Source organism: Steroidobacter cummioxidans (assembly GCF_003104955.1).
On record NZ_LSRW01000033.1, the window covers coordinates 83012 to 107371 of the forward strand.

The window sequence follows — 24360 nt, forward strand, 5'->3', positions numbered from 1 at the left end:
GCTCACCGTCACGAGCTTTGTGGTCCGCGGCGCGCCGACACCCAGCAGATCCGTTGCCGGCGGTGTTCTCCTTTACTCTGCTCGAGGTGTCACTGGGAGAGTGACGTGGCTACCCTCTCCCATCGGCGAGCGATATTCAACTCAATCGCTCGCAGTATTTTTTTCGATGACTGGCAAGAAACTCGCCAGCCCGGCGCACCGCGTAGCGACGCTACGCGCTATAGGAACGCGAAGTAGTAGCGCCGCCGTGGCCGGTCCAGTCCGTGTGGAAGAACTGTCCGCGCGGCTGATCGATGCGCTCGTAGGTGTGCGCGCCGAAGAAATCCCGCTGCGCCTGCAACAGGTTCGCCGGCAATCGCTCGGCGCGATAACCGTCGAAATACGACAAAGCGGCACCCATGCAGGGCACCGGAATGCCCCCCTGAACGGCGGCGACGATGGCTCGCCGCCAGCCGGCCTGGCGGGTGGATACCGCGTCCCGGAAGAATGGGTCCAGTAGCAGATTGACCAACTGCGGATCGCGCTCGAAAGCCTTCTTGATATCGCCCAGGAACGCCGAGCGAATGATGCAGCCCGCGCGCCAGACGAGCGCGATGCCGCCGTAGTTCAGATTCCACTGGTGAGTCTTCGCCGCCGCGCGCATCAGCTGATAACCCTGCGCGTAGCTGATGATCTTCGACGCATACAGCGCCTGGCGCAGATCGTCGATCAGCTGTTTGCGGTCGCCCTTGAACTCGCTCACCACCGGCTTGAGTTGTTTCGACGCGTTGACGCGCTCTTCCTTCGCTGCGGACAGCGCGCGAGCAAACACGGCCTCGCCGATCAACGTGAGTGGGACGCCTTCGTCGAGCGCTTCGATCACGGTCCATTTGCCCGTGCCTTTCTGCCCGGCCGCATCGAGGATCTTGTCGACCGTCGCTGCGCCGTTCTTATCGACGAAGCCGAGGATGTCGCGCGTGATCTCGATCAAATAACTATCCAGCTCGGCGCTGTTCCATTCAGCGAACACATCGTGCATCTCGGCATTGCTCATGCCCAGCACGCGCTTCATCACATCGTAGGTTTCGCCGATGAGCTGGATGTCGCCGTATTCGATGCCGTTGTGGACCATCTTTACGAAGTGGCCGGCACCGTTCTCGCCCATCCAGTCGCAACACGGCTCGCCATCTGGAGTGCGTGCGGCGATCGCCTGAAAAATCGGCTTGATGTGCGGCCATGCGGCGGCGCTGCCGCCCGGCATCAGTGACGGACCATGCAACGCGCCCTCTTCGCCGCCGGACACGCCGGAGCCGACGAACAGCATGCCGCTCTCTTCGACGCGCTTGGTGCGTCGGATCGTGTCCGTAAACAAGCTGTTGCCGCCATCGATGAGAATGTCACCCGGTTCGAGCAACGGCAGCAACTGATCGATCAGCTGATCGACCGGTGCGCCGGCCTTCACCAGCATCACGATCTTGCGCGGCTTCTGCAAAGACCTGACGAATTCTTTCAAGTCATGCGTGCCGATGAAGCGCTTGCCCTTGGCGCGCCCTTGAATGAAATCGTCGACGCGCGAAGTGGTGCGATTGTAAACAGCGACGCGAAAGCCGCGGCTCTCCATGTTGAGCGCCAGGTTCTCGCCCATGACAGCGAGGCCGATCAAGCCGACGTCTGCGAATTCAGTGCTCATACATTCCTCCAATCGCTGCGTCGGTTATACGAGACTTGCTGGCGCAACGCCAGGAATGGACGTGCGCACTCGGGTTCATCAATGTCACGACCCCGGCGCGGGACTGCCGCCGACATCCAGCCGCATCACCTGCGTAGTCAGCCGCAATGGACGCAACGGCTGGTTGCGCGCGTCGCCGGTCGCTCGCCAATCGCTGAACGGCGCAGCGCGCTCGTCAGCCTCGCTGAGCGGATCGATGATGTCCATCACTCCGACCAGGTCGTATCCAAAGGGCGCCGCTGCGCTAACTTGAAAGCTCACCTTCTGGTTCCAACGCGCTCCGGTACGACGCTCCGTATTCTCCCCAGCGACGGTGCCGCTGCCGTAACGAGGATGCGTCACGATCTGCGTGTACTCGAATGCCGCTCCTGGAGCGGTGGCATCCACGACGACGCGCCACAATCCGGCGCGCGGCGTCGGAACCACGAGCGTCTTGGTGACTGGCCGAGTAAAGACTTCACTGCCCCACAACTTGCACGCCCCGCTGGCGCAGTCATACAAGTAGAGGCCGATGCGGGTCCGCCCATCGGGCGGCGTTGCTGCAACTCGCAACGTCGAACTGCCCGGCTCGACTGCAATGTTGTAGGCACGCATGCCACTGAGCCCACCAACATCTTTCAGCATGCGACGCGCACCGACCTCGGTGAGGATCTCGCTACGTTGCAGGGGCGCGTAAATATTGTTCAGCCAGAACGTGGTCGAGTTGACGCCGGGCACCTTGTCGTCCAGCTGCGAATCGACGTATCGAATGGAAGCAGCCACCTGCACGTCTTGCGCGCCGGCATGGGTCGGCCGCACCGTAATTTCATACACGCCGGGCGGCGGGTACGGCACGAGCAAGACCGCCGGCTGATTCGGCGCAATGATCTTCGATGACGGCAGGTCGAGCTCGCCGCCATTCAGCGTCAACTGAATTTGTCCCGCGCCGACGCCAGCTTCCAGGCGCAGCGAGGAAATGTTCGGCACCACGTCCAGAAAGTATCTTTTGACACTCGCACCGGACAGCGACTGCTCGCGACGCTCGACGCGGTAGTTGTTCGCTGCTGTAAACGGCTCCGCCGCGACGATCGTGGTCATGAGCGCGTGCACCGGCAACCCGCTCGCCTTATCGATCAGATACAACTGCGCACTGTGAACGCCGGCTTCCGCAGCTGCAATCTCCAGCGGAATGTCGACAGCCTCATTGAATGGCAGCGATACCTCCTCCTGTGCAGTCTTGAACGTGCCATCGTTGCCCTGCCACTGCAGCGAATAAATCAGTGGTGTGGACGAGCCGCTTTGACGCGACAAGGTGATCTTGCGCGTGTCCTTTTGACCCACCAGCCAACCTTCGCGCTCGTACAACCCTTGCCCGATGCCAGGCTCAGGCAGAAAACGCGAAACATACGTCTTCACGGGCGCTCGCGTTTGAATATCGGGCAGATCCAACTTCCGTTCGCGCAACTGCTTCAACAACTCGATCGCGCGAGCGGTGTCGACGACACCGAAGCCCTGCTCGTGCGCTTGCAACCCATCGAGCCTTCGCGCACTCATGCGGAGCGCCCAAGCGATGTGTCGCGCGTCGGCCGGGAGGCTCTCAGCCCGCGCAGCTGCAATCAGCGACTCGGTTTCGCTGGCGGCATGTGCAAAGCCGCCGGGTGCGAGTACATCGGGCTTCGCAGCACCATCAGCAGCTGGACCCAGCGACGCAGTGACGGGAATTCGATCGTTTGAGAGCTCGCCCACCGAAATCACTCGCCGTGCGCTCGACGCGCCAGTCAGGCTTTCCACACCGCCAGAAGCGCCGGCGGCAAATATCAGCGGTGTGCCGTGCACTTCGAAAGCGCGGTTGGCCATGAGTGCGAACAGGTCGAGACCGCCGCCCGGGAATCGGCCGCCATCGTCATCGCGTGCCAGAACCTGGTTTTCCTTGCTGACCGCGGCGGTCAGCAACGATTCGATCTCCACGCCGAGCGAGGACGTCGGAGAGCCGAGCTCGGCGCCGAGCAACGTGTCGGTTGCATCCACTGGTTTCGGACCGGCGGCGCGCGTCTGCGCCGTTTCACCCACGGGATAGCGCACGAGATCGCGATCGTTCTCGTACAACCCATGTGCGCCACCGCCATCGAGGTGCGCCATCAGCACGTTAGGCAACGCGCCGACGTCGGCAAAGCGATCCAACGACAAACGCACCCGCAGATAACCAACATCGTCGAAGCGCGTTTGAATGTCGCCGCCGAGCGCGGCGATCGCGGTCGCTACTTCCGTGGTCTTGCCGATCTCAGTGGCCACCATGACCATGGCCTCGGTGTCACCCTTGGCGGTGGCGTGCGCCAGTAACAGTCGATCGTGCAGGTCGGGGCTCGCCGCTTTCCAAGAGGAGAGCGGCAACCCTTGTTTGCTGAGCGGCGGGGGAGCCGGTGGCGGCTCGGCAGGCGGTTTATTGCAGCCGGACAGCGTGGCGATGCCAAGCGTCGCCACGAGCCAGGCCCGGCGCATCCACGCCGGGCGCGACCTCACCAGATCTTTACTCGCTGTTCCGGCGGCAGGAACAATTTGTCGCCGGGCTTCACGTCGAATGCGGCATACCATTCGTCCATGTTACGCACGGCGCCGTTGACTCGGAAATATGGCGGAGCGTGCGGATCCGACAACACCTGCGCCCGCAGCGCCTCGTCGCGGATCTTGGTTCGCCACACCTGCGCCCAGGACAGGAAGAAGCGCTGGTCGCCGGTCAGACCGTCGAGCACCGGCGCTGGCTGGCCCTGCAAGGTGTTGTGATACGCCTCGTAAGCCATGTTCAGACCGCCCAGATCGCCGATGTTCTCGCCGAGCGAGGTGGCGCCGTTGACCTTCAGGCCGGGCAGCGCGTCGAACGATGAGTACTGCTCGACCAGCACCTTGGTCTTGCCGCCAAAGGCATTGGCGTCGGCCTTGGTCCACCAGTCGGTCAGGCTGCCGTCCGGGGCGAACTTGCGGCCCTGATCGTCGAAGCCATGGCCGATCTCGTGACCGATCACGGCCCCGATACCGCCGTAGTTGACGGCGTCGTCGGCCGCAGGGTCGAAGAACGGCGGCTGCAGGATGGCGGCCGGAAACACGATCTCGTTGTTGAGTGGGTTGTAATAAGCGTTGATGTCGGTGACGTTCATGAACCACTCGTCGCGATCCACCGGCTGATCCAGACGCGCCACCTGACGGTTCCAATCCCAGATCGAGGCACGGCGCACGTTGCCGATGAGGTCGTCACGCTGTACTTCGAGCGCCGAGTAATCCTTCCACTTATCCGGATAGCCGATCTTGGCAACGAATGTGGCGAGCTTCGCTTCGGCGCGCTGGCGCGTCTCTTCACTCATCCAGCTCAACGTCGCCAGACGCTGCTTCAAGGCGGCCCGCAGGTTGCCGACCAGCACTTCCATCTTGGCCTTGGACTCGGGCGGGAAATATTCCTTCACGTACACCTGGCCGACCAGCTCGCCGAGCGCACCGCCGGTGATCGCCACACCGCGCTTCCAACGCTCGCGCTGCTGTGGCTGACCGCGCAACTGCTGCCCGTAGAACGCGAAGTTCGCTTGATCGAAGCGCTTCGGCAGGAACGGCGAATTGGTACGCAGCAGGTGGAACGTGAGGTAATCCTTCAGCGTATTCACCGAAGTCTTGTCGAGCACCTTGGCGCTGTCACGAATCGCAGTGAGCGGCCCGAGCACGAAGTTGTCGCGCGCGCCGACATCGGCGGCCACGAAGAACGCCTGCCAGTCGAAGGCCGGCGCGTAAGCGACCAACTGAGCCTTGCTGCGCGGGTTGTACATCGCCTCGGCATCGCGTCGCTTTTCCAGCGGCCACTGCACTTTGGCGAGCGCCGTTTCGAATTCCATGATGCCCTGCGCCTTCTTGGCCGCATCCGGCACCCCGCCGAGAGTGAGCATCTGCTCGATGAATGCCACGTACTTGGCACGATGCTCTTTGAGCTTGGCATCGTCCTTCAAATAGTAATCGCGATCCGGCAGGCCCAGGCCGCTCTGGCCGATGTCGATGGAATAGCGGCTGGGATTCTTCAGGTCCGGCTCGATGCCGATGCCGAACGTCGACATGAAGCCCGGCGAGCCGAACAGGGTCGCGATGTCCTTTTTGGTCTTCGCGGCCTGGATGCGCGCCAGATCCGCCTCGATGGGCTGCAGCCCCTTGGACTCGATGACCGACTCATCCATGAAGCTGGCGAAGTAATCGCCGATCTTTTGTTCCGGCGTGCCGGCCGCGGGGTTGGTTTGAGCCGCCTGCTCGATCAGCTTCTTGACCCGCTCCTCGGACAGATCGTTGAGCTTGTTGAAAGGGCCGTAGGAAGCGCGGTCCGGCGGAATCTCGAAGGTGTCGTACCACTTGCCGCTGGCATAGGCGAAGAAGAAATCATCGCCAGGCTTGATCTGAGGATTGCCGGCGGTGAGGTCCAAGCCGAAGTCTCCCAGCTCAGCATGCGGTGCAGCCGGCGCGTTGGCATCGGCCGCGGTATTCGGTTCCTGTTTCGCACATCCAGACTGCAGCGCAAGCGCCACGATCAGCACCAATGACTTTTTCATGCCCTTCCAGGTTCCTGTCAGAGTTATCCATCATGCATTCACCACCACGGGCTGCACTTGCTCGTCCGCTATAGCAATGCGGCCCGCCCGCAAGTATTCATGGACATCGCCCAGGATGGAAAGTGCGGTAGGCCAACGGCCCGCGCCCTTACCTGCCAGACGCATTGTCTGGCCATTTCCTGCCACGATCTCGACTCGATTCTGTTCGGCACGCGCGCCCGCCAGGAAATCACTCTCGGCCAGCTCGTGGAGTTTCACTACACCACGCACGTGCCCTTCACTTCGTTCGCAAGTGGCTACCAGCTTCAGGCTCGATCCTTCCTCGCGCACCAATGACGCCTCGCTGGCCGTCACGCCTACGATGCCGCGTACACTCAGCTCGAAGAGCGACGCTTCGCCGAAGGCGGCTCGCGCGATCAACTCGAGTTTGCGCGCAGCATCCAGCCCCACCAGATCGTCATGCGGATCCGCTTCGGCGAAACCATGGGCCTGCGCATGCGCAACCGCCGTGTCGAAGTCTATCCGCTGCTCCAGCGCGTCGAGTATGAAGTTGCACGTACCGTTGAGGATGGCGCGAACCTGCACGACGCCAGACTGACGGACCAGCGCACTCACGGTTTCGAGCACCGGCACGGCACCGCCGACCGCGGCACCGAACTTCAGGCGAGGCTGGTCGCCCGTAGCAAAACGCGCCAGCTGCTCCCACCAGCGAGAGGCAATCAGTGCCTTGTTGGCTGTAACCACTGCTCGGCCGCGCACCAACGCCGCATGCACGACTTCGCCCGCCGGCTCGAGACCGCCCATGGTTTCGATGATCAGATCGGCAGGCTGAGTGACAGCTTCCCAGACATCGGTCGACAGCAGCGAGCTCGGCACTTCGAGATTGGCCTCCTCGATGCGACGCGGCTTCGCCAGATCTCTGACCACGATCCGCACCACCTGAAACAAATCCGGCCGACGGATCAGATGGGCATACACCCCGAGCCCGACCGTGCCGAGACCGAGCAGCACGACGCGCAAGGGCTGGATGCTTTCATGAGTCACGTTCGCAATGTCGTCCGGACCATGGTCGACCAGTGTGTACAAGTTCGAGCCCACGCACGCGACTTCGAATGACTGTCCATGTGACTGCGCAAACTGCAGCGCGCGCGGTTGAATGATTCGTCCGCCGATTTCCAGCGCGGTGCGCCAGCTCAAACGATTGAAGCGCTGCGCGTGGTTCCCGGCGACCGCCGGATCGCTTTCATAGACCCCGTCGACATCTTTCAACAGACGACAGCGCGCCTCGAGATTCTTGGCCAGGAACAGCGCCGTGAGATCCGAGCCGCCACGCCCGAGCAACACCGTGCGACCTTGTATGTCTTGCGCAATGAACCCAGGAACGACCAGCACCGCATGATCATGCAAATGCTCGCGCAGATAGCTTGCGTTCAACGCAACCGGTGTGGATTCGTGCGGTTCGCCATGCGCGCGCAGCCCCGCCTCGCGAGCATCGACATAGCGCGCAGAGACGCCGTTAGCGATCAATGCGGCAGCCAGCTTCGTCCCGGATTCCTCTTCGCCGCCCGCAACCCACGCGGCCTGCTCGTGCAAGTCGCTGGTGCTGCCGCGTGTTTGTGCGAAGCGCTGATCCGTCACGCCCGCAAACGCCGAGACGACCGCGATCACTCGCCGGCCGGCGCGCCATTCACGGTAGATCTCATCGATGGCCTGCGGCAGATCCGCCTCGGTCTGCAACACCGAGCTGCCGAATTTGAGCACCACAATGGAAGGATTCACGCCACTCTCCAGCTGTACCGTTGCTTCACGGCGTCGACGAGCGCTGCGGGAGGGAGGCTGACCGGAACAGGGTCGGCAAGCAGGCATAAAAAAACCCGCTCGCCAAAGCTCAAGCAGGGTTTGCTTCGCTTTAGCCGTATTTCTTACGCGCCCGCAAGCTGAACTCAAATCGGCGCAAGGACGAAAGCTAAAGCCCCGGGGCCCGGCCTGTCAAGGAAGCGCCGGCAGGCGTCCGTAAATACCCCACCACCAAACATAAGTGAACTTTGCGGCGCCGAGAGTCGTTACTACGGCGCGCGTCGCATGCAGTGCGGCGCAACCAATGATTACCGGAGACTCGCATGAACAAAGACATCGCACGCGGCAATTTCAAGCAGCTCAAAGGCAAGATCAAAGAGCAGTGGGGCAAGCTCACGGACGATGAGATCGATCAGATGGAAGGTCACGCTGAGATTCTGGCCGGCAAGCTGCAAGAGCGTTATGGCCTGGCGCGTGATGACGCGGAACGCCAGGCGCGCGAATTTCAGTCGCGCAATAACTGGAATTGATTATTCGCTATTGATCGAGCGCCGGCGCCTCGGCTTGCAGCAGCCGAAGCGCGGCGCTCTTAGTCGGCGAGCGAATCCCGCATGTGTCGCGGGTTTTCGTACAGGTCCTGCGCCTTGGTCCAGAAGCGCTTTGCTTCCTTCTCGCGGCCGCGTCGCATCAGATACACATAACCCGCACGGCTGGCCTCGTCGTTCAGCTCCAGATCCTGCTCGATCGCCAGCAGCAAGTGTTTCAGGCCGCGGTCGTCGTAGCGATCCAGGAGCATTCGCCCCATCAGCAGATGCGCCTTGGGATGCTCGCCCTGCCGTGACAACAACTGATCGAGTGCCTCCAGCGCCTGCGTATCCCGATCGATCTCGAGCAACAGCAGCACTTTTTCCCAGATCTCCTGCTCATTGAGCGCCGCGTTCTGCGCGTCCTCCAGCAAGGAGAGCTTGGCTTTGGCTTCGGCGATTTCAGTGTGACGCTTGCGCCACTTCGGCCCCGTGTCCTGCTGCCACTCATCGTCGAAGAACTTCACCAATGACGGCGTCGATGGATGAAACAACGTCAGTGCGGAGCGTCCGGGATCATGCACCGGCGTCGCCGGCTCGATGTCGAGCGCAGCCAGACGCTCGGCGAGACTTGGATGCGTGTCGTCGTCGGCAGCATAGCGCTTCAAACTTTGTTGCAACCAGTCCGGGCGCGCCCACTGCTGCTCGGCCGCCTTGAACGCGCGTGGCATCACGGCGTGCGGCATGTAAGGTGGATCGGGCTGCCGCTCCACTTGATCGTACAACCGTTTCCAGAACACTTCGGACAGGAACCGCCCCGCCAGTTCCAGTTTCGTGAGCGCCGCGCCGATCGCGGCGGCACTAGTAACATTCGCCGCGGCGCGATCCGCGACGTATTCATGATTGCGCGCGAGCACGAAGCTGTATGCATAGAAGTACGGCGCATACCAGCCATAGAACGCACCGAGAATCTGATCGAATATCCCAACGGGATTGCTGAACTTCGACTCCAGCGCATGCCACGTCACACGCTGACGATAAATCCACGCGCCGAACTTGCCGTGCGCCTGCGACAGATGCCCCATCTCATGCGCGATCACCGCTTTCAGCTCGTCGATGGTGAGCACCATCGCCAGCGGCAGACCGACCTCGAGATGATTGCGATAGTTACCGAAGATGCCCCAGCTGGGCGTCTGCACGATGCAGGCATTGAATTCCGAGCTGACGGAGACGGAATCGACTCGCACGCCGCCCATCTTCCCTGCGACTTCATCGATCGCTGCAAACAAACGCGGTGTTTCTTCGCGTGTGACACGCAGGCCGGCCGGTTCAGCGATACGAACCCACAGCGCGCGAATCATTCCAACCAACGTGACGAGCCCGACGCCGCACGCGACAATCAACGGCGCACGAAAACGCTCACCGGAAAGTAACGGGCTGAACGTGTACCAGAACGTGATGAGGATGATGACGGCAAGCAGAAAAATCGACGCGTAACCCAACGCCGCGAGCGCACCGACTTTCAACGCATAGAACTGAGGATTGTCGTCGGCCTGGCGTTCCAGGCGCCCGATCAGGGACGAGAACTCATGTCTTTCCATAATCTGCCGCCAACGACGGAGAACCGTGGCGAGGTTACGGAATTCGGTCACGCTCGCCGCGTGACGCGTTTCTCATTATTGGGTTATGTGCGGCAGACCCACCCCTGCCCTTTTTGTGAACGGGAGGGTGAACCTACTTCTTTATTTCCTGCGACTCCGATTCAGCCACGGCCGGGAACCCGTCAGTCGCTGCGGCAACCGCCAGCGAGAACCGCCGGGCGGACGTTCCTTTGAAAACTGAATGCCCTGCCGTGGACGGGCGGGGAACCATTTTGTTTGTTGCTTGCGACTCCCATTCAGTCAGGGCCGGGAGTCCGTCAGTCGCTGCGGCAATCGCCAAGGAAAATACTCCGTGTGAAAGATCTTTCTTGAAATTAGAACCCCCTCCGTATTCGGGAGGGGGCTGGGATTGGATCCTTTGGCTACTAGTAGAACAACCCGTTCACCACGCTGACCACCAACCCGCTGGTGATGGCCGCCAGCACCACGTCATTGTTCACCCGCACCCAGTGATGACCGCGCGGGGGCGCGTGCAAGTGATAGCGGCCGTAGTCGTGCACAATGTACCTGGTCTCGTAGTACGAGCGCGGCAGGTGGTCACCATGTCGCCAAGAACGGACATAGTAGCCACGGGGGGCGATGTATCGGCCGCGGTCGTAGCGACGCTGGTCGGCCCGGCCATGCACGTAGCCGGCGCGGTACGCATCGCGTCGATCGTAGCGACGATCGTGGTCGTGACGGTTCCAATCGCGGCGATCATGATCCCGGCGATCCCAATCCTTGCGATCGTTGGGGTGACCGCGATAGTCGCGCCGGTCCTTGCCGTGATCGTTGTAGTGGCGCTCGTGACGGCCGCGATCGTTGTCCGCGTACGCCGTGGCCGCCGTGCCCATCAGCATCGACACCGTAACGGCTGCAGCAAACAGGGTTTTCATCGCCATCTCCTCGTGACACCGGCAGGGCCGGGTTGGGAGACACTATTGACCAACGCATCTGATCGGAACCTGAACAACTTTGGTCAGGTTGCGTTCAGCTGGTAACCTTTGCTCGCCTCATACGTTGAGCCTGTCTCGTCAGCCACTTGGATCACTCATGCTCCGCCGCCGCGACTTCCTGCAATCCGCAGTCCTGCTCTCTACGCTTTCCGCCTCCGGCCTCGCCTCCGCCGCCGAACAGGCCTTTCGCGGGCCGGCCCGCCCGTTCGATTACGCGGTATTGAAAGGCCAGGCGCGCGCGCTGGCGAGCAAGCCATTCGAGCCACCGAGCAAACTCGCACCGAAGGCGTTGGTGGAACTGACCTACGACGAGTATCAATCGATCCGCTTCAAGCGCGAGGACGCGCTCTGGGCCGATACCGACGGCAACTTCCGTTTGGAATTTTTTCACATGGGCCGCGGCTTCAAGGAGCCGGTGCGCATGCACGAGATCGTCAACGGCCAGGCGCGCGAGATTCTGTATCGCCCCGAGCTGTTCGACCTGAGCCGCAGCGGCCTCAACCCGCGATCGATCCCGAAGGATCTGTCATGGGCCGGGTTCCGCATTCACACCGTTACCGACTGGCAGCGCGACGTCGCGGCCTTCCTTGGCGCAAGTTACTTCCGTAGCGTCGGTAGCGACACGCGACAGTTCGGTCTGTCGGCGCGCGGTCTGGCGGTCGATACGGCACTCGATCCCGAAGAGTTCCCGCGCTTCTCCGAGTACTACTTCGAGCGTCCGTCGCCGGACTCGCGCACGTTGGTGATCTTTGGGTTGATGGATTCACCCAGCGTTGCCGGTGCCTATCGGTTCGCGCTGACGCCCGGTGCACCGCAAGTGATCGACGTGGACGCCGCGATCTATCCGCGCAAAGCGATTCGACGCCTGGGCATCGCGCCGCTCACCAGCATGTATCAGGTCGGCGAGAACGATCGTCGCGTGAGCTACGACTGGCGACCGGAGATTCACGATTCGGACGGCCTGTCGCTGTACACGGGCAGTGGCGAATGGTTGTGGCGTCCGCTGAGCAATCCGCCGATGCTGCGCTTCAATTCGTATCTCGACGAAAATCCCCGCGGCTTCGGCTTGCTGCAGCGGGATCGCGATTTCAACAACTATCAGGACGACGGCGTGTTCTACGAGCGCCGTCCCAGCTTGTGGATCGAGCCGAAGTCGCCGTGGGGCAAGGGCTCGGTGCAGCTCACTGAAATTCCGACACCGGATGAAACGTTCGACAACATCGTCGCGTTCTGGAATCCGGCGACGCCGGTCAAGGGCGGCGAAGAGCTGCTGTACAGCTATCGCATGTATTGGGGCACGCAGATGCCCATCTCGTCCACGCTCGCTGAAGTAGTCGCGACGCGCACAGGCCTGGGCGGCGTGGTGGGACAGCGGCGCCAGTATTTCTCGTGGCGCTTCGCCGTGGATTTCAAAGGCGGCGAGCTCGCGACCCTGCCGGACGGCGCGAAGGTCGAGCCGATCATCAGCGTGTCGCGAGGCGAAGTCGAGATCACCTCAGCGCGCCCGCTCAGGGAGATCAGCGGTTATCGAGCGATGTTCGATGTGAAGCTGCCGGACGAGAGCATGGATCCGGTCGACATCCGGCTGTACCTGCGTCTCGGCCATCTGACGTTGACCGAGACCTGGACCTACCAGTGGTCGCCACCGCCGATGAAAGATCGGCTGCTGATGCTGCAGCAGGCCGGTCACTAAAACGAAGGGGCCTCTTTCGAGGCCCCTTTTTGTTGCGTCAGAAGGTGTAACGGAAGCCCGTCTTCGCCGTCCACGAATACTCTTCGTACTGCAGCAGGCGCTTGCGACCGCCCAGATTCTGGTAGGCCACGTACGGCTGGTCGCCCATATTCACGAAGTCGGCAAAGACCTGGAACTGCGGCGTCACGCGATACCGGGCGCTGAGGTCGAACTGGATGTGATCCTGCACGTAGCGATCTTCCTCGCTGCTGTCGCCCAGCTCATCGAGATACTTGTCTCGATAAGCTGCCGTCAGTCGGAAGCTCAGCGGCCCCTTCTCGTAGCCGAGGGACGCGTTGAACGTGCTCTCGGACGACATGGGCAACGCGATGGTCCGGCCATCGAACTCACCTTCCGCGTCCGTGTAGGTGTAGTTGAAGCCCACGATCACCCCATCGAACGGCGCCGGCAGGAAGCTCAACGACTGCTGATAGTTCAGTTCGATGCCCTTCACCTTCGCTTGATCGCCGTTGCGCGGAATCAACGCGCGGCTGAACGCCACGCCGAGGAACTCCGAGTCCCGGTACACAACGTCGACGATGAAGTCCTCGATGCGCTTGTAGAACACGCCAGCCTGCAGCACGCCGTTGTTGCCCAAGTACCATTCGGCGGACAAATCGAGGTTCCAGGCATCGTACGGCTTCAACTCCGGATTGCCGAACTCGCCCTCGCGTAACACTTCGATCTCGCCGTCGTCGTTCTCTTCGACCGACTGTTCGATGACGAAGCGCGGCGCCAGCTGACCGATTTTCGGACGCACCAGGCTGCGATACACGCCCATGCGCAGCAGCACATCGTCGGCGGCCTGGTAGCGAACGTTCAGGCTCGGCAGGACATTCGTGTAGTCGCGATCGAAGCGGGTCGGCGTGACATTGACGACGGTGTCGTCCTCGTCTTCCACCAGTTCCACCCTGCTGGCACGAATGTCGTTGCGCGTCTGTTCGAGACGCACGCCACCGACGAGGCGCAGCGCGCCCCGATCGAGCCGGCCGAGCAAGTAGCCGGCGTAGATGTCTTCGTCGACGCGGAAGTCTTCGACGTTCGACTCGAAGGCAGTATCGATGTCGTTCAACTCGAAGCCCGCGCGGTTGCGGCCGAAGAAATCGCGAACCGCAGGACCACTGGGCACCGGGCCGATGCTGTTGAGACCATAGCTCGGCGCGCCCGCCACGTCGGCGAGGGTGAAGTCGCCATCGAAGCCGTCGAAGATATCCGCCTGCTTGTCGAAGGTCTTCTCGCGTTGCCGCGCCTTGCCGCCGAACTGCAACGTGAACTGGCCATCGCTCAGTGCGAAGTCGCGCGCAATATCGAAGCGCGCCGCGAGCTCCTCGTCCTTGGCCAGGCTGAGCGTGGTGCGCTCGATCTTGTCGAACTCGAACTCACTGGCATCGTTGACCGCCGCCACATTGTTGCCGCTCAGCGTGTAGCGCGGCAGACGCCAGTTGCTGTAATCGAAGCTCACATCGAGCTCATCATCACCGTCGAACTCGCGCTGGAACTCGACCGGATCGAGCGAGCCCGCCTCGCGCTCCTTGGCGGCCGACCAGGAGCCGTTGTACTTGAACGTCCACGCGCCGGCGAACGTTTCGCCGCCGAGATTCAGCGAAGTGATGGTCTGCTTCTCGAAGCGATCCTTGATGTCGCGAACGATCTTGATCTCACCGTCCGCGTCCGAGAAGTTGGCGACATTGACAGCACCGCTGTTCGGGTCTTCGTCCATCTCGAAGATCAAGCGGCCGCGATACTCCTGATCCTCGAATTCGCTGCGCAGGAAGCGCGCATACAACGTCGTGTTCTCACTGGCGCGATAGTCGAGTGACAGAGACCCACCGAGGCGCTTGCGCTCGACATCGTAGTCGCGATATTCGACCGAGTCGGCGAACGCCACACCGTCGCTCACATCCCAGCCGTCCATCTCGATGTTGTCGGTGGAGAACTGGCGCTTGTAATAGGACAAACCGCCGGCGATGCCGAGCCGATCGCCGATCATCCTGGAGAAGTCCAGGCTGCCTTTCGGCGACCAGTCGCTGCTCAGATCGTTGAACGAGCCCTCGCCCGAGAACGACAGGAACGGCTCCTTGCGATCGAAGGCGCTGGTGGTCTTGATTTCGATCGACGCGCCGATGGTGTCGCCATCCATATCGGGCGTCAGCGACTTCTTGATCTCGATGGATTCGATCAGCTCGGCGGGAATCACGTCGAGCGCGACGGAGCGCACATCCGCCTCAGGCGCCGGCACGCGCGCGCCGTTGATGGACGCTGCGTTCATGTCCGGCGACAGGCCGCGCACAGCGACGAAGCGGCCTTCGCCCTGATCGTTCAGCACATTGATGCCCGCGACTCGTCGCAACGATTCTGCGGCGTTCTGATCCGGGAACTGGCCGATACCGTCGCGACTGAGCACGCTTTCGACCCCGTCGGCGGAGCGCTGGCGCGACAATGCGCTCGCCAGGCTGGCGTGCTGGCCGACCACCAGCACGTTCTCGATGTAGCCGCCATCGTTGCGAGCCGCACCGAGCCGGATGTCCGGGCTGCGCGTATCGCCGGCAACATCGACCTTTGTTTCCATTGCCGGAGCACCGACGTACTGGGTCCGCAATGTGTAAGAGCCGTCGGGAACATCACCAAAACGAAACACACCGTCGCTGCCAGTCTCCGCGCGACGCTGCAGTTCGACGATTTCGACTTCAGCGCTCTGCAAAGACTTGACGCCGGTAGCATCGCTCACGCGACCGGACAGCGAGCCCGCCACAGCCGCCGATGTCACGCAGGTGCCGGCCACGACCAACGCCGTCAACGTCACTGGTGTGGACCAAATACCACGGCCATTTCTGCGCCAATTCGCGCCTTTCTCAATTTTCACGACAATGCTCCCAGGACTGTAGCGGCGATCCGCGGGAGGCTTTATGCAGCCGAGTCGTGACGATTTCGTTGCAGGCGGATGACGAGACGGAGAAGGAACACTGGTGCAGGAGCGCTGTCACTTCGGAAAGCAGCACTGCTCGGGTGGATTGTCATGCAACTATCATCTGTGCCACGCCGCAACGACAGCACGGGAATCAGCGGCCCGTTACTCCCCGGCACCATGAACCACTCCGCGCATATCGTTCAGTTTTTTAGCAGCGACGACGAATACGTGCGCGCGGCCGGCTATTTCCTGCGAGAAGGCCTGGCGGCCGACGAGACCTGCGTGGCGGTCGCAACAGCGGAGCATCATCGAAAACTCGATCAATACTTGCTCGACGCAGGCTTGAATCCCGCTGCACTCTCCGCCGAGTACCGCTATGTGCCGCTGCAAGCCGAACATCTGTTGCCGACATTCTTCGATACACACTCCGGTATCGACCAGCAGCGATTCCATCGGCAATTCAATCTGCTGATCGCCCAGGCGGCCTCGCGCGGCCAACCGGTACGAATTTTCGGCGAAATGGTTTCGCTACTGGCGGAGCAAGGCCAGCCGACGGTGGCCATTCAGCTCGAAGAGTTGTGGAACGAACTCAGCCGTCAGCACAGCTTCAGCATGTTCTGCTCGTACCGCGCGTCGCCGTTCACCGAGAACCCGCGCTATCGCAAGCTCCTGCACAGCATTCACAGTCACGTGGTGTGCGACGGCGCCTGAAGCAGCGGCTCGATCAATTCCATCACGCGACTCAGCGCGCCACGATTCGCAGTCACGATCGCGCTGCCTTTCGCGCCCATGTCGGCGCGCGCCGCCGGATTGGCATAGAGCTCCAGAATTGCAGCGGCCAATTGTTCGGCGGAATTCACTTCGCGAGCGGCACCGCTCTCCATCATCAGTTGCGCGATGTCGGGTGCATTGAAATTGTGAGGCCCGACGAGAATGGGACGCTCCAGCACCGCCGGCTCCAGCAAGTTGTGACCGCCGACGGTCGCAATCAAACTGCCGCCGACGAATGCGATGTCGGCCGCGGCATAAAACATCATCAACTCGCCGAGTGTATCGACCAGTAACACCGGGGTTGCCGGACTCACCGCTTCATTGCGACTGCGCGCAGCAAACTCGACTTGCTCGTTCTTCAACCAGGCGCGCACGGCATCGAAACGATTCGGGTGACGAGGCACGAGCACGAGCAACGCATCCGAACGTTGTGCAGTCACTGCGCGATGCGCAGCGAGGATCTGTTGCTCCTCTCCGTCATGCGTGCTGCCCGCCACCCAGACCGGACGATTTGAGAACTGCGCGGCACGCAATGTTTCTCCCGCCTCGCGAGCCGTCTGCGGCACTTCGATATCGAATTTCACATTGCCGGTGACCAGCACCCGCTGCGCGCCGATGGCACGATATCTCTCAGCGTCCTGGGATGTCTGCGCAGCCACCGTGACGTTGCCTGAGAGTGCGTCACGAAACAACGAAGCGAATTTCCGATGCCGGACTGCGGAACGCTCCGAGATACGCGCGCTCGCGAGCACGATGGGAATGCGACGGCGCTCGCACTCGCCGAACAGATTCGGCCAGATCTCGCGCTCCATCACGATGGCGAGCGCAGGCTGCACGCGATCGAGGAAACGGGACACCGCGCCTGGCAGGTCGTACGGCAGGTAGGCATGACGCACCGACTCGCCGAACAGTGCCCGTACGCGCTGTGCCCCGGTGGGCGTCGCGGTCGTTATCAACAGCGAGTGCTGCGGGTATTTTTTCAGCAGCGCACGGATCAGAGGCGCGGCGGCCTGGACCTCGCCAACCGAAACCGCGTGGATCCACAGCGGCCGGCTGCCGCGCGCCGCTGCGAACACCCGCGTGAATCCCAATCTTTCCGACAGACGATCGCGATAGGCAGGATCGCGCACGCCCCGCAAGGCGGTGCCTGCCAGAGCAATGGGCGCAAATACATAGAGGAGTGCGGTATAGACGGAACGCAGCATGTCGTGGTGTTCTTCTATAAGATGGTACCCGCAACCGCTGCCATCTATGAAGTGATGACTACATCACCGCCGGCCACAGCCAATCAACGCGTGCCGCTCTACCGCTTTCTCGGCCCCCGGTTCTGGCCCCTCTGGCTGGGACTGGGCCTGGTGCGTGCCCTGAATGTTTTGCCATTGCGCATGCAGCTGGCGGTGGGCCGCGCGCTCGGCCGCCTTGCCTATCGATTTGCCCGTCGGGATCGCCGCATCGCTGCCATCAATATTGAGCTGTGCCTGCCGGGTCTGTCCGCGCAGGAGCGCGACGAGCTGGTCCGCGAGCATTTCGAGTCGCTGGGCTGCACCCTGCTCGAGACCGGCCTGGTCTGGTGGGCCAGCGATGCGCGCCTGCGCAAGCTCATTCAGGTAGAAGGCGAGGAACATTTGCGCGCGGCGCTGGCCAAGGGGCGCGGCGCGCTGATGCTGAGCGCGCACTTCACGACGTTGGAAATGGGCGCGCGCGCGTTGACTACGCTCGGCCCGACCAGCGTCATGTATCTCACGCCGAAGAATCCCCTGATCGCCGAGCTCTCGCGCCGTAACCGTGAAAGGCATACGGTCCAGGCAGTTACCAGCGAGCAGATCCGGGAGCTGTTGACGAATCTGAAAAACAATTTGCCGGTCTGGTATGCGCCCGATCAGCGCTACACCGGCAAGAACAGCGAGATCGTGCCGTTCTTCGGCGTGCCCGCCGCCTCCAACGTCGCCACTTCCCGACTGGCGAAGATTTCCGGGGCACCGGTGCTACCCTATTTTCCCGAACGCCGCGCCGACCATTCCGGCTACGTGATCGTCATTCATCCGCCGCTGCAGGACTTTCCTTCCAGCGATCCGGTGGCCGACACGCTCCGCTTTCACGAGCTGATCGAAGATCACGCCCGCCGCAATCCGGCCCAGTACCTGTGGACCTACAAGCGCTTCAAGCGCCCGGACTACGACCCGTATCGACGCTGATGAAGACCCTGTTGCCCCTGCTCCGGCCGCATTACTGGCCGACCTGGCTGGCTATCGGCACGCTCAAGGCGCTGCAGCCCCTGCCGGTTCCCGTGCTCACTGTCCTGGGGCGCGCCCTGGGCAGCATCATCGTGCGCCTGCCCATCTCGTTCGTGCGCATCGCGCGGACCAACATCGGCATCTGCCTGCCCGAGCTTTCCGATCAACAGCGCGACTTGCTGCTCAAGGAACATTTCAAGAGCCTCGGACTGGGCATTTTCGAGACGGCGACCGCCTGGTGGGGCTCGAAGCGACGCATCGCCAGGCTCACCGACCTGGAAGGCCTCGAGCATTTGCAGGCGGCGATGGAGCGAGGCCGCGGCGTCATTCTGCTGAGCGCCCATTTCACCACGCTGGAAATCGGCGGGCGCGTGCTGTGCGAGCAGCTGGCGGGCGAGATCAACATCATGTACCGGCCCACCGCCAACGCGGTGCTGGAACGTTTTCTGGCGCAAAACCGCAGCGATCGCACCAAGCGGGCGATTCCACGCGACGACATCCGGACCTTGATTGCGGCGCTCCGCGCGAACGAGCCGGTGTGGTATGCGCCCGATCAGGCGTATCGCAAGAAAGGCGCGGAGATGGTGCCGTTCTTCGGCATTCCCGCCGCGACCAACACGGCCACTTCACGCCTGGCTCGCATGACCGGTGCAGCGGTGCTGCCCTTTTTTCAGGAACGCCTGCCGAGCGGCCGGTATCGCATGGTGATCCAGCCCATGCTGGAGAATTTCCCCAGCGACGACCCGATTGCCGACGCCAAGCGCTTCAACGAGCTGATCGAAGCGCAAGTGCGCCGCGTGCCCGAGCAGTACCTGTGGATTCACCGCCGCTTCAAGGGCCTGACGCCGGACTATCCGGACTACTACAAGCGCAAGCGCTAGGGCCTGTTAATCGGCCGCGGCCGCCATCAGCCACTGCCATTGCTGATCGCCGAATCTCAGGTCGGCGCGCTGCCCCTTGATCTTGTCGAGCGAGCGCTTCAGACGCGCCAGCACTGTCTGTTCCCAGGCGCCTCGCGCCTCGATCCGACCGCGATCGAAGTCGAGCAGATAGACCTCGGGCTGGCTGTCGGCCAACAGAATGTTGTTGGCATTGAGATCGGCGTGATGCACGCCTTCGCGATGGAAGGCTCCGATGGTTTTGCCGACCGCGCGCCAGCCCGCTTCAGGCAGATCGTGGCCGGTGATCGCATCGGCCAGCGTGCGCGCGCCGGGCAGCAGCTCGGTGATCAAATCGGCGCGATAAGTCACCAAGCCGCGAACGTAACGAGCCGCAATCGGCGCCGGCACCGGCAAGCCCCGTCGACGCAATTCGGCGAGCAAGCGCCATTCAGCAAAGGAACGAGTCCGGGCCGCTCCTTGCCACAGGTAGCGGTCTTGCGACAGCTTTGCGATCAGCCCGCCGCGGCGATAGTGGCGCAATACCCAGCGAGTGCCTGCGGAATCGGCACGCACCGCGCCCACGTTCAGCACGGCTATCGAGCTGCGACCGCCTGCGATCTCCTCCAGCGCGCCGAGCGACGCCCAGTGAGCTCGCGAGAACAATTCTTCGTCCGGCTTACTTAGACGCGAGGCGTCGTATAGGATGCCGCCGCCGGCGGTGGCGATGAATTGCTCGTCGGTCATTCGGACAGCAATGTATAACGTCACTCATCCACCTGCCAGCGTCTGCATCCTGCGGCTCTCGGCGATCGGCGATACCTGCCATGTGCTGCCGGTCATTCGCACCCTGCAGCGCGCCTGGCCCAATACTCGAATTACCTGGGTCATTGGCCGCCTCGAGGCCAAACTGTTCGGGCACCTGCCGGACGTCGAGTTCATCGTGGTGGACAAGCGCGAGAACACGCTGAAAGCACGCAGCAAGCTGAAAGAACAGCTGCGCGGCCGCAGCTTCGACGTGCTCATGCATATGCAGCTGTCACTGCGCGCGAGCATCATTTCTACCGCCATTCCGGCGAAAATCCGCCTCGGCTTCGATCGCGGCCGTGCACGCGAGATGCAATGGCTGTTCACCAACATGCGCATCGCGCCGGCGTCGCGACAGCATGTACTGGACAGCCTGTTCGGCTTCGCCGAGAAGTTCGATGTCTATGAGCGGGAGCTGCGTTGGGATGTGCCACTCACCGACGACGCCATCGCCTATGCCAAGCGCGTCATTCCCGAGCCCGGCAACACCGTAATCATCAGCCCCTGCTCCAGCCATCAGCTGCGCAACTGGCGGCCCGAGTACTACGCCGAGGTCGCGGACTATGCGATCGCGTCGCTCGGGTTGCGGGTAATTCTATGCGGCGGGCCAAGTGACATCGAGCGGCGTACCGGCGAGCGGATCGAAAGCCTCATGAAGCAGCAGTGCCTGAACACCATCGGCCAGGACACGCTGCTGCAGTTCTTCGCGACGCTGGAACGCGCGACCCTGTTGATCACGCCCGATTCCGGCCCCGCGCACATGGGCACTGCCGCCGGCACCCCTGTGATCGGCTTGTATGCAGCGACCAATCCGGCGCGCAGCGGGCCTTATCTGAGCCGTCAGTGGTGCGTCGACAAGTACGATCAGGCGTCACGCCGCCTGCTGGGCAAGCCCGCGACCGAGATCCCCTGGACCACCAAGATCGAGCGGCCCGGCGTGATGGACCTGATCACGCCCGACGACGTAATCAAGAAAATGCACGCACTGCTGCTGAGCCTGGCGCGGAACAAGAAATAAGCCAGGCATTGCCCCTCCTGACGCGCGCTGCGAAACTGGCGACATGGCCGTCGACCCCAGCCAGCTCCCGAAGCTGCCCATTACGCTCCTGATCATCGCGCGCAACGAAGCGTCCGCGATCGGCCGCTGCCTGGACAGCGTGCCGTTTGCCGCCGAAAAACTGGTGATCGACTCGGGCAGCACCGACGGCACGCAGGAGGTCTCCCAGCGCCATGGCGCGCGCGTGGTCCATCAGGACTGGCTGGGCTTCGGACCGCAGCGCAATTTCGCCAGCACCCAGTCCAGCCACGACTGGATCCTGGCGCTCGATGCCGACGAAGCCTTGTCGCCCGAGCTTGCCAACGAGCTGCGCGAGCGCCTGCCTCAGCTGATGCAATCGGCGAATGCCGGCGCAATTCTGCGGCGACAGACCTGGTACATGGGGGCGCCGATGCGCTGGTATCGACCCATGGTTGGCGAGCGAATGGGCCGCCTCTATCATCGCGGCCGCGCGCGCTGGACCGACGTGCGAGTGCACGAGTCACTGCGCTTCGACGGGCCGACGCCGACGCTCAAGCATCCGTTCATCCATTTGAACAACCCGACGCTGGTGCACAAACAGCTCAAGACGCTGCGCTATGCCGAGCTGAAGGCCCGAGACTGGCTGGATCGCGGCAAGCCGGTGAACATGTGGATGACGCCGTTTGTTTATTTGAGCGCGTTCATCAAAGATTATTTCCTGCGACTGGCGTTTCTCGATGGCTGGCGCGGCTACGTAGTGTCGCAAACCGCCGCGGCCTACGCGGTGTACAAGCGCATGCGTTACTACGAAATGAAGCGCAATCCGGAGTCGCGAGACATGGCTGCGGAAACATTGCACGGATACGGACTGGATCCCTGAAAAGACATTCGTGAGCAAACATTATCTTCTCTACGGCTCGGAGCGCTACGCGCTCGCCATTCTGCGTCCTCTGCAGGAAGCGATCTGGGCGCGCGGACACAAAGCCGCCTGGTTCTTCGACGGCCCCGGCGGCGAAGAACTGCGTTCGAATGAAACATTCCTTCGCACCACACGCGAGGTACGCGAGTTCGCACCGATCGCCGTGCTCACCTCCAGCAACGCCGTGCCGCACTTTTTTCCTGGCGCGAAGGTCGAAGTGTTCCATGGCTTCGACGCTGGCAAGCCGCGCCACATCTATATTCGCGGCTTCTTCGACTTGTACTGCACGACCGGCGCACGCGACACGCAGGCGTTCACCGAGAAATCACGCGAGCTGGGACACTTCGCCGTGAGAGAAACGGGCTGGCCCAAGCTCGACCCATTCATGCGCGAGCATGGAGCCCCTGAGCCGCCGCCGGTACGGGCGCAGCCGGTGATTTTGTATCACTCGACGTTCTCGCCTTCGTGGAGTGCGGCGTCCATTCTTTATGAAAACATTCGCGAGATGTCGCGTACCGGCCGCTGGCGCTGGATCGTGACGTTGCATCCGAAGAGCGCGCCCGAGACTGTCGCGAAATACAAGGCCTTGGAGAACGAGTACCTGCGCTTCGCCACCGAAGACAACATTCTCGACCTGTTCCCGCAGGTCGACATGATGATCTCGGACACGTCCTCCGCGCTCAACGAGTTCCTGCTGACCTACAAGCCGGTCGTGACCTTCAAGAATCGCCGGCCCGGCCCGCAATTGATCGACATCGACTCACCGGACCAGCTGCTCCCCGCCATCGAGCGGGCTTTGTCGCGGCCGCCGGAACTGATGCAGTCGATCCGCGAGTACGCCGATTCAATCCATCCCTACCGCGACGGCCACTCGAGCGAACGCGTGCTCGACGCCGTCGACGAATTCATCGCCGCCGGCGCCCGCAATGCCAGGCCGAAACCGGGCAACTGGTGGCGTAAAATCAAAATCCGCAAGCGCCTGGGCTACTGGGGCCCGGCCTGAGAGTTTCATCATGAGCACCGAAATCAAAGTTCCCATTTCTCCCGGCGAGCTGATCGACAAGATCACCATCCTGGAGATCAAGGCCGCCAACATCAGCGACGCAACCAAGCTGGCCAACGTCAAAGTGGAGCTGCAACTGCTGCAGGAAACCTGGCGCAGCTCACCTCACGCGGCAACCAACATCGATGCCGAGTGGCAACAGCTGCGCGACGTGAACAAGAAGCTGTGGGACATCGAGGACGACATCCGCGACAAGGAGCGTCAGCGCACCTTCGATCAGGAGTTCATCGAGCTGGCGCGCGCCGTGTACATCAACAACGACGAGCGCGCGGCGGTGAAGAAGACGATCAACACCAAGCTCGGCTCGAAGATCGTCGAAGAGAAGAGCTACGCTAAATACTGAGCGCCACCGCACCTTCGAAGCTTCCCGGCAGAGAGGTTTTGCATGGGATGAGCGGATCGGAGCAGAGTCACGCGCGAACGCGCAGCTGACGCCGAATTGCCTCCGAGTCACGCGCGAACGCGCAGCTGACGCGGGATTGCATCCGAGTCACGCGCGAACGCGCAGCTGACGCATCGGCGGCGTCGGGAGTGTCCTAGCTTCTCCCGGCAGCTTTGCGGTACAGGGACGGGACCGCAACAGCAGGGCTCATCATGGACGTGCGGTGTAGGAGCGCAGTGCGCTCCGGCCGTGCCCGGTGCCGGGAGGAGCTAGGACACTCCCGACGCCGCGAGCCACCGACGCCTCTTACGCCATCAAACGACCGTGAACACCACCATGCTGACCATGGCCAACGTCGCGCCGATGATGGCACCAGCGGCCACATCGGTCGGGTAGTGCAGGCCCAGCACTACGCGTGACGCCGCCACCAACGTGGCGAACGGCACCAACAACCAGGCCAGCTCCGGAAA

Annotated in this window: 19 protein-coding genes; 9 read left to right on the top strand and 10 right to left on the bottom strand. The window is 62.3% G+C overall.

The window, feature by feature from the left end; genetic code table 11:
• Positions 1–211 precede the first annotated feature (211 nt).
• From gnd to D0550_RS17295, 4 genes are all read right to left on the bottom strand, one after another.
• The gene (gene gnd, locus D0550_RS17280) at positions 212–1669 is read right to left on the bottom strand and encodes a decarboxylating NADP(+)-dependent phosphogluconate dehydrogenase (RefSeq protein ID WP_116810437.1); all 1458 of its coding nucleotides are present in this window, start codon (positions 1667–1669) and stop codon (positions 212–214) included.
• Positions 1670–1753: 84 nt separating this feature from the next.
• A complete protein-coding gene (locus D0550_RS17285) occupies positions 1754–4207 on the bottom strand; it encodes a S8 family serine peptidase (protein WP_161965882.1) in 2454 nt (817 codons plus the stop codon).
• Positions 4204–6261 (bottom strand): M13 family metallopeptidase, encoded by a 2058-nt coding sequence (locus D0550_RS17290; RefSeq protein WP_116810439.1) that lies wholly within the window; start codon positions 6259–6261, stop codon positions 4204–4206. Before D0550_RS17290 ends, D0550_RS17285 begins: the two co-directional genes overlap by 4 nt.
• Positions 6262–6291: 30 nt before the next feature.
• The gene (locus D0550_RS17295; RefSeq protein WP_161965883.1) at positions 6292–8040 is read right to left on the bottom strand and encodes a homoserine dehydrogenase; all 1749 of its coding nucleotides are present in this window, start codon (positions 8038–8040) and stop codon (positions 6292–6294) included.
• A gap of 341 nt (positions 8041–8381) precedes the next feature.
• Between D0550_RS17295 and D0550_RS17300 the strand changes: the two genes are divergently transcribed.
• A complete protein-coding gene (locus tag D0550_RS17300) occupies positions 8382–8588 on the top strand; it encodes a CsbD family protein (protein ID WP_116810441.1) in 207 nt (68 codons plus the stop codon).
• Between the two features lie 59 nt (positions 8589–8647).
• Here the strand turns inward: D0550_RS17300 and D0550_RS17305 are convergent, their stop codons facing one another.
• Both D0550_RS17305 and D0550_RS17310 read right to left on the bottom strand, forming a co-directional pair.
• Positions 8648–10183 (bottom strand): M48 family metallopeptidase, encoded by a 1536-nt coding sequence (locus D0550_RS17305; protein WP_116810442.1) that lies wholly within the window; start codon positions 10181–10183, stop codon positions 8648–8650.
• 425 nt (positions 10184–10608) lie between these two features.
• A complete protein-coding gene (locus D0550_RS17310; protein WP_116810459.1) occupies positions 10609–11118 on the bottom strand; it encodes an RcnB family protein in 510 nt (169 codons plus the stop codon).
• A gap of 157 nt (positions 11119–11275) precedes the next feature.
• On the opposite strand from D0550_RS17310, the gene D0550_RS17315 reads away from it, so the two are divergent.
• Positions 11276–12871, top strand: coding sequence for an OpgD/OpgG family glucan biosynthesis protein (locus tag D0550_RS17315; RefSeq protein ID WP_116810443.1), 1596 nt, complete (start codon positions 11276–11278; stop codon positions 12869–12871).
• A gap of 37 nt (positions 12872–12908) precedes the next feature.
• Here the strand turns inward: D0550_RS17315 and D0550_RS17320 are convergent, their stop codons facing one another.
• The gene (locus D0550_RS17320; RefSeq protein ID WP_206606360.1) at positions 12909–15773 is read right to left on the bottom strand and encodes a TonB-dependent receptor; all 2865 of its coding nucleotides are present in this window, start codon (positions 15771–15773) and stop codon (positions 12909–12911) included.
• A gap of 153 nt (positions 15774–15926) precedes the next feature.
• Here D0550_RS17320 and D0550_RS17325 point away from each other — a divergent pair, with 153 nt between their 5' ends.
• On the top strand, positions 15927–16529 hold the full coding sequence (locus D0550_RS17325) for an MEDS domain-containing protein (protein WP_161965884.1): 603 nt from the start codon (positions 15927–15929) through the stop codon (positions 16527–16529).
• Here the strand turns inward: D0550_RS17325 and waaA are convergent.
• Positions 16505–17794: a lipid IV(A) 3-deoxy-D-manno-octulosonic acid transferase gene (gene waaA / locus D0550_RS17330; protein WP_116810445.1), complete on the bottom strand. Its 1290-nt coding sequence runs from the start codon at positions 17792–17794 to the stop codon at positions 16505–16507. The genes D0550_RS17325 and waaA overlap by 25 nt on opposite strands.
• A 3-nt stretch (positions 17795–17797) precedes the next feature.
• Between waaA and D0550_RS17335 the strand changes: the two genes are divergently transcribed.
• Both D0550_RS17335 and lpxL read left to right on the top strand, forming a co-directional pair.
• Complete coding sequence (locus D0550_RS17335) at positions 17798–18784, top strand: LpxL/LpxP family acyltransferase (RefSeq protein WP_206606361.1); 987 nt, start codon at positions 17798–17800, stop codon at positions 18782–18784.
• On the top strand, positions 18784–19704 hold the full coding sequence (gene lpxL / locus D0550_RS17340) for an LpxL/LpxP family Kdo(2)-lipid IV(A) lauroyl/palmitoleoyl acyltransferase (protein WP_116810446.1): 921 nt from the start codon (positions 18784–18786) through the stop codon (positions 19702–19704). Before D0550_RS17335 ends, lpxL begins: the two co-directional genes overlap by 1 nt.
• Positions 19705–19710: 6 nt before the next feature.
• Here lpxL and D0550_RS17345 read toward each other — a convergent pair whose 3' ends face one another.
• A complete protein-coding gene (locus D0550_RS17345) occupies positions 19711–20448 on the bottom strand; it encodes a 3-deoxy-D-manno-octulosonic acid kinase (RefSeq protein WP_116810447.1) in 738 nt (245 codons plus the stop codon).
• A 10-nt stretch (positions 20449–20458) separates the two neighbouring features.
• Here D0550_RS17345 and D0550_RS17350 point away from each other — a divergent pair, with 10 nt between their 5' ends.
• From D0550_RS17350 to D0550_RS17365, 4 genes are read left to right on the top strand one after another with little or no spacing between them, the layout of a single operon-like run.
• Positions 20459–21526 carry a glycosyltransferase family 9 protein gene (locus tag D0550_RS17350; protein WP_116810448.1) on the top strand — a complete coding sequence of 356 codons (1068 nt, stop codon included), beginning with the start codon at positions 20459–20461 and terminating at the stop codon, positions 21524–21526.
• A 43-nt stretch (positions 21527–21569) separates the two neighbouring features.
• Positions 21570–22406: a glycosyltransferase family 2 protein gene (locus D0550_RS17355; RefSeq protein WP_116810449.1), complete on the top strand. Its 837-nt coding sequence runs from the start codon at positions 21570–21572 to the stop codon at positions 22404–22406.
• A gap of 10 nt (positions 22407–22416) precedes the next feature.
• Positions 22417–23448 carry a CDP-glycerol glycerophosphotransferase family protein gene (locus tag D0550_RS17360; protein ID WP_116810450.1) on the top strand — a complete coding sequence of 344 codons (1032 nt, stop codon included), beginning with the start codon at positions 22417–22419 and terminating at the stop codon, positions 23446–23448.
• Positions 23449–23458: 10 nt separating this feature from the next.
• On the top strand, positions 23459–23851 hold the full coding sequence (locus D0550_RS17365; RefSeq protein ID WP_116810451.1) for a DUF6165 family protein: 393 nt from the start codon (positions 23459–23461) through the stop codon (positions 23849–23851).
• A gap of 353 nt (positions 23852–24204) precedes the next feature.
• On the opposite strand, the gene D0550_RS36870 is transcribed toward D0550_RS17365, so the two are convergent.
• A partial coding sequence (locus D0550_RS36870) for a phosphatase PAP2 family protein (RefSeq protein ID WP_116810452.1) occupies positions 24205–24360 on the bottom strand: 156 nt, incomplete at its 5' end.

Excerpts from the sequence above, each read along its gene's own strand:
- D0550_RS17310 (WP_116810459.1), bottom strand. The coding sequence starts at position 11,118 with ATGAAAACCCTGTTTGCTGCAGCCGTTACGGTGTCGATGCTGATGGGC.
- D0550_RS17355 (WP_116810449.1), top strand. The coding sequence starts at position 21,570 with ATGGCCGTCGACCCCAGCCAGCTCCCGAAGCTGCCCATTACGCTCCTG.
- D0550_RS17345 (WP_116810447.1), bottom strand. The coding sequence starts at position 20,448 with ATGACCGACGAGCAATTCATCGCCACCGCCGGCGGCGGCATCCTATAC.
- D0550_RS17305 (WP_116810442.1), bottom strand. The coding sequence starts at position 10,183 with ATGGAAAGACATGAGTTCTCGTCCCTGATCGGGCGCCTGGAACGCCAG.
- D0550_RS17325 (WP_161965884.1), top strand. The coding sequence starts at position 15,927 with ATGCAACTATCATCTGTGCCACGCCGCAACGACAGCACGGGAATCAGC.
- D0550_RS17315 (WP_116810443.1), top strand. The coding sequence starts at position 11,276 with ATGCTCCGCCGCCGCGACTTCCTGCAATCCGCAGTCCTGCTCTCTACG.
- waaA (WP_116810445.1), bottom strand. The coding sequence starts at position 17,794 with ATGCTGCGTTCCGTCTATACCGCACTCCTCTATGTATTTGCGCCCATT.
- D0550_RS17300 (WP_116810441.1), top strand. The coding sequence starts at position 8,382 with ATGAACAAAGACATCGCACGCGGCAATTTCAAGCAGCTCAAAGGCAAG.
- D0550_RS17350 (WP_116810448.1), top strand. The coding sequence starts at position 20,459 with ATGTATAACGTCACTCATCCACCTGCCAGCGTCTGCATCCTGCGGCTC.
- D0550_RS17365 (WP_116810451.1), top strand. The coding sequence starts at position 23,459 with ATGAGCACCGAAATCAAAGTTCCCATTTCTCCCGGCGAGCTGATCGAC.
- gnd (WP_116810437.1), bottom strand. The coding sequence starts at position 1,669 with ATGAGCACTGAATTCGCAGACGTCGGCTTGATCGGCCTCGCTGTCATG.
- lpxL (WP_116810446.1), top strand. The coding sequence starts at position 18,784 with ATGAAGACCCTGTTGCCCCTGCTCCGGCCGCATTACTGGCCGACCTGG.
- D0550_RS17290 (WP_116810439.1), bottom strand. The coding sequence starts at position 6,261 with ATGAAAAAGTCATTGGTGCTGATCGTGGCGCTTGCGCTGCAGTCTGGA.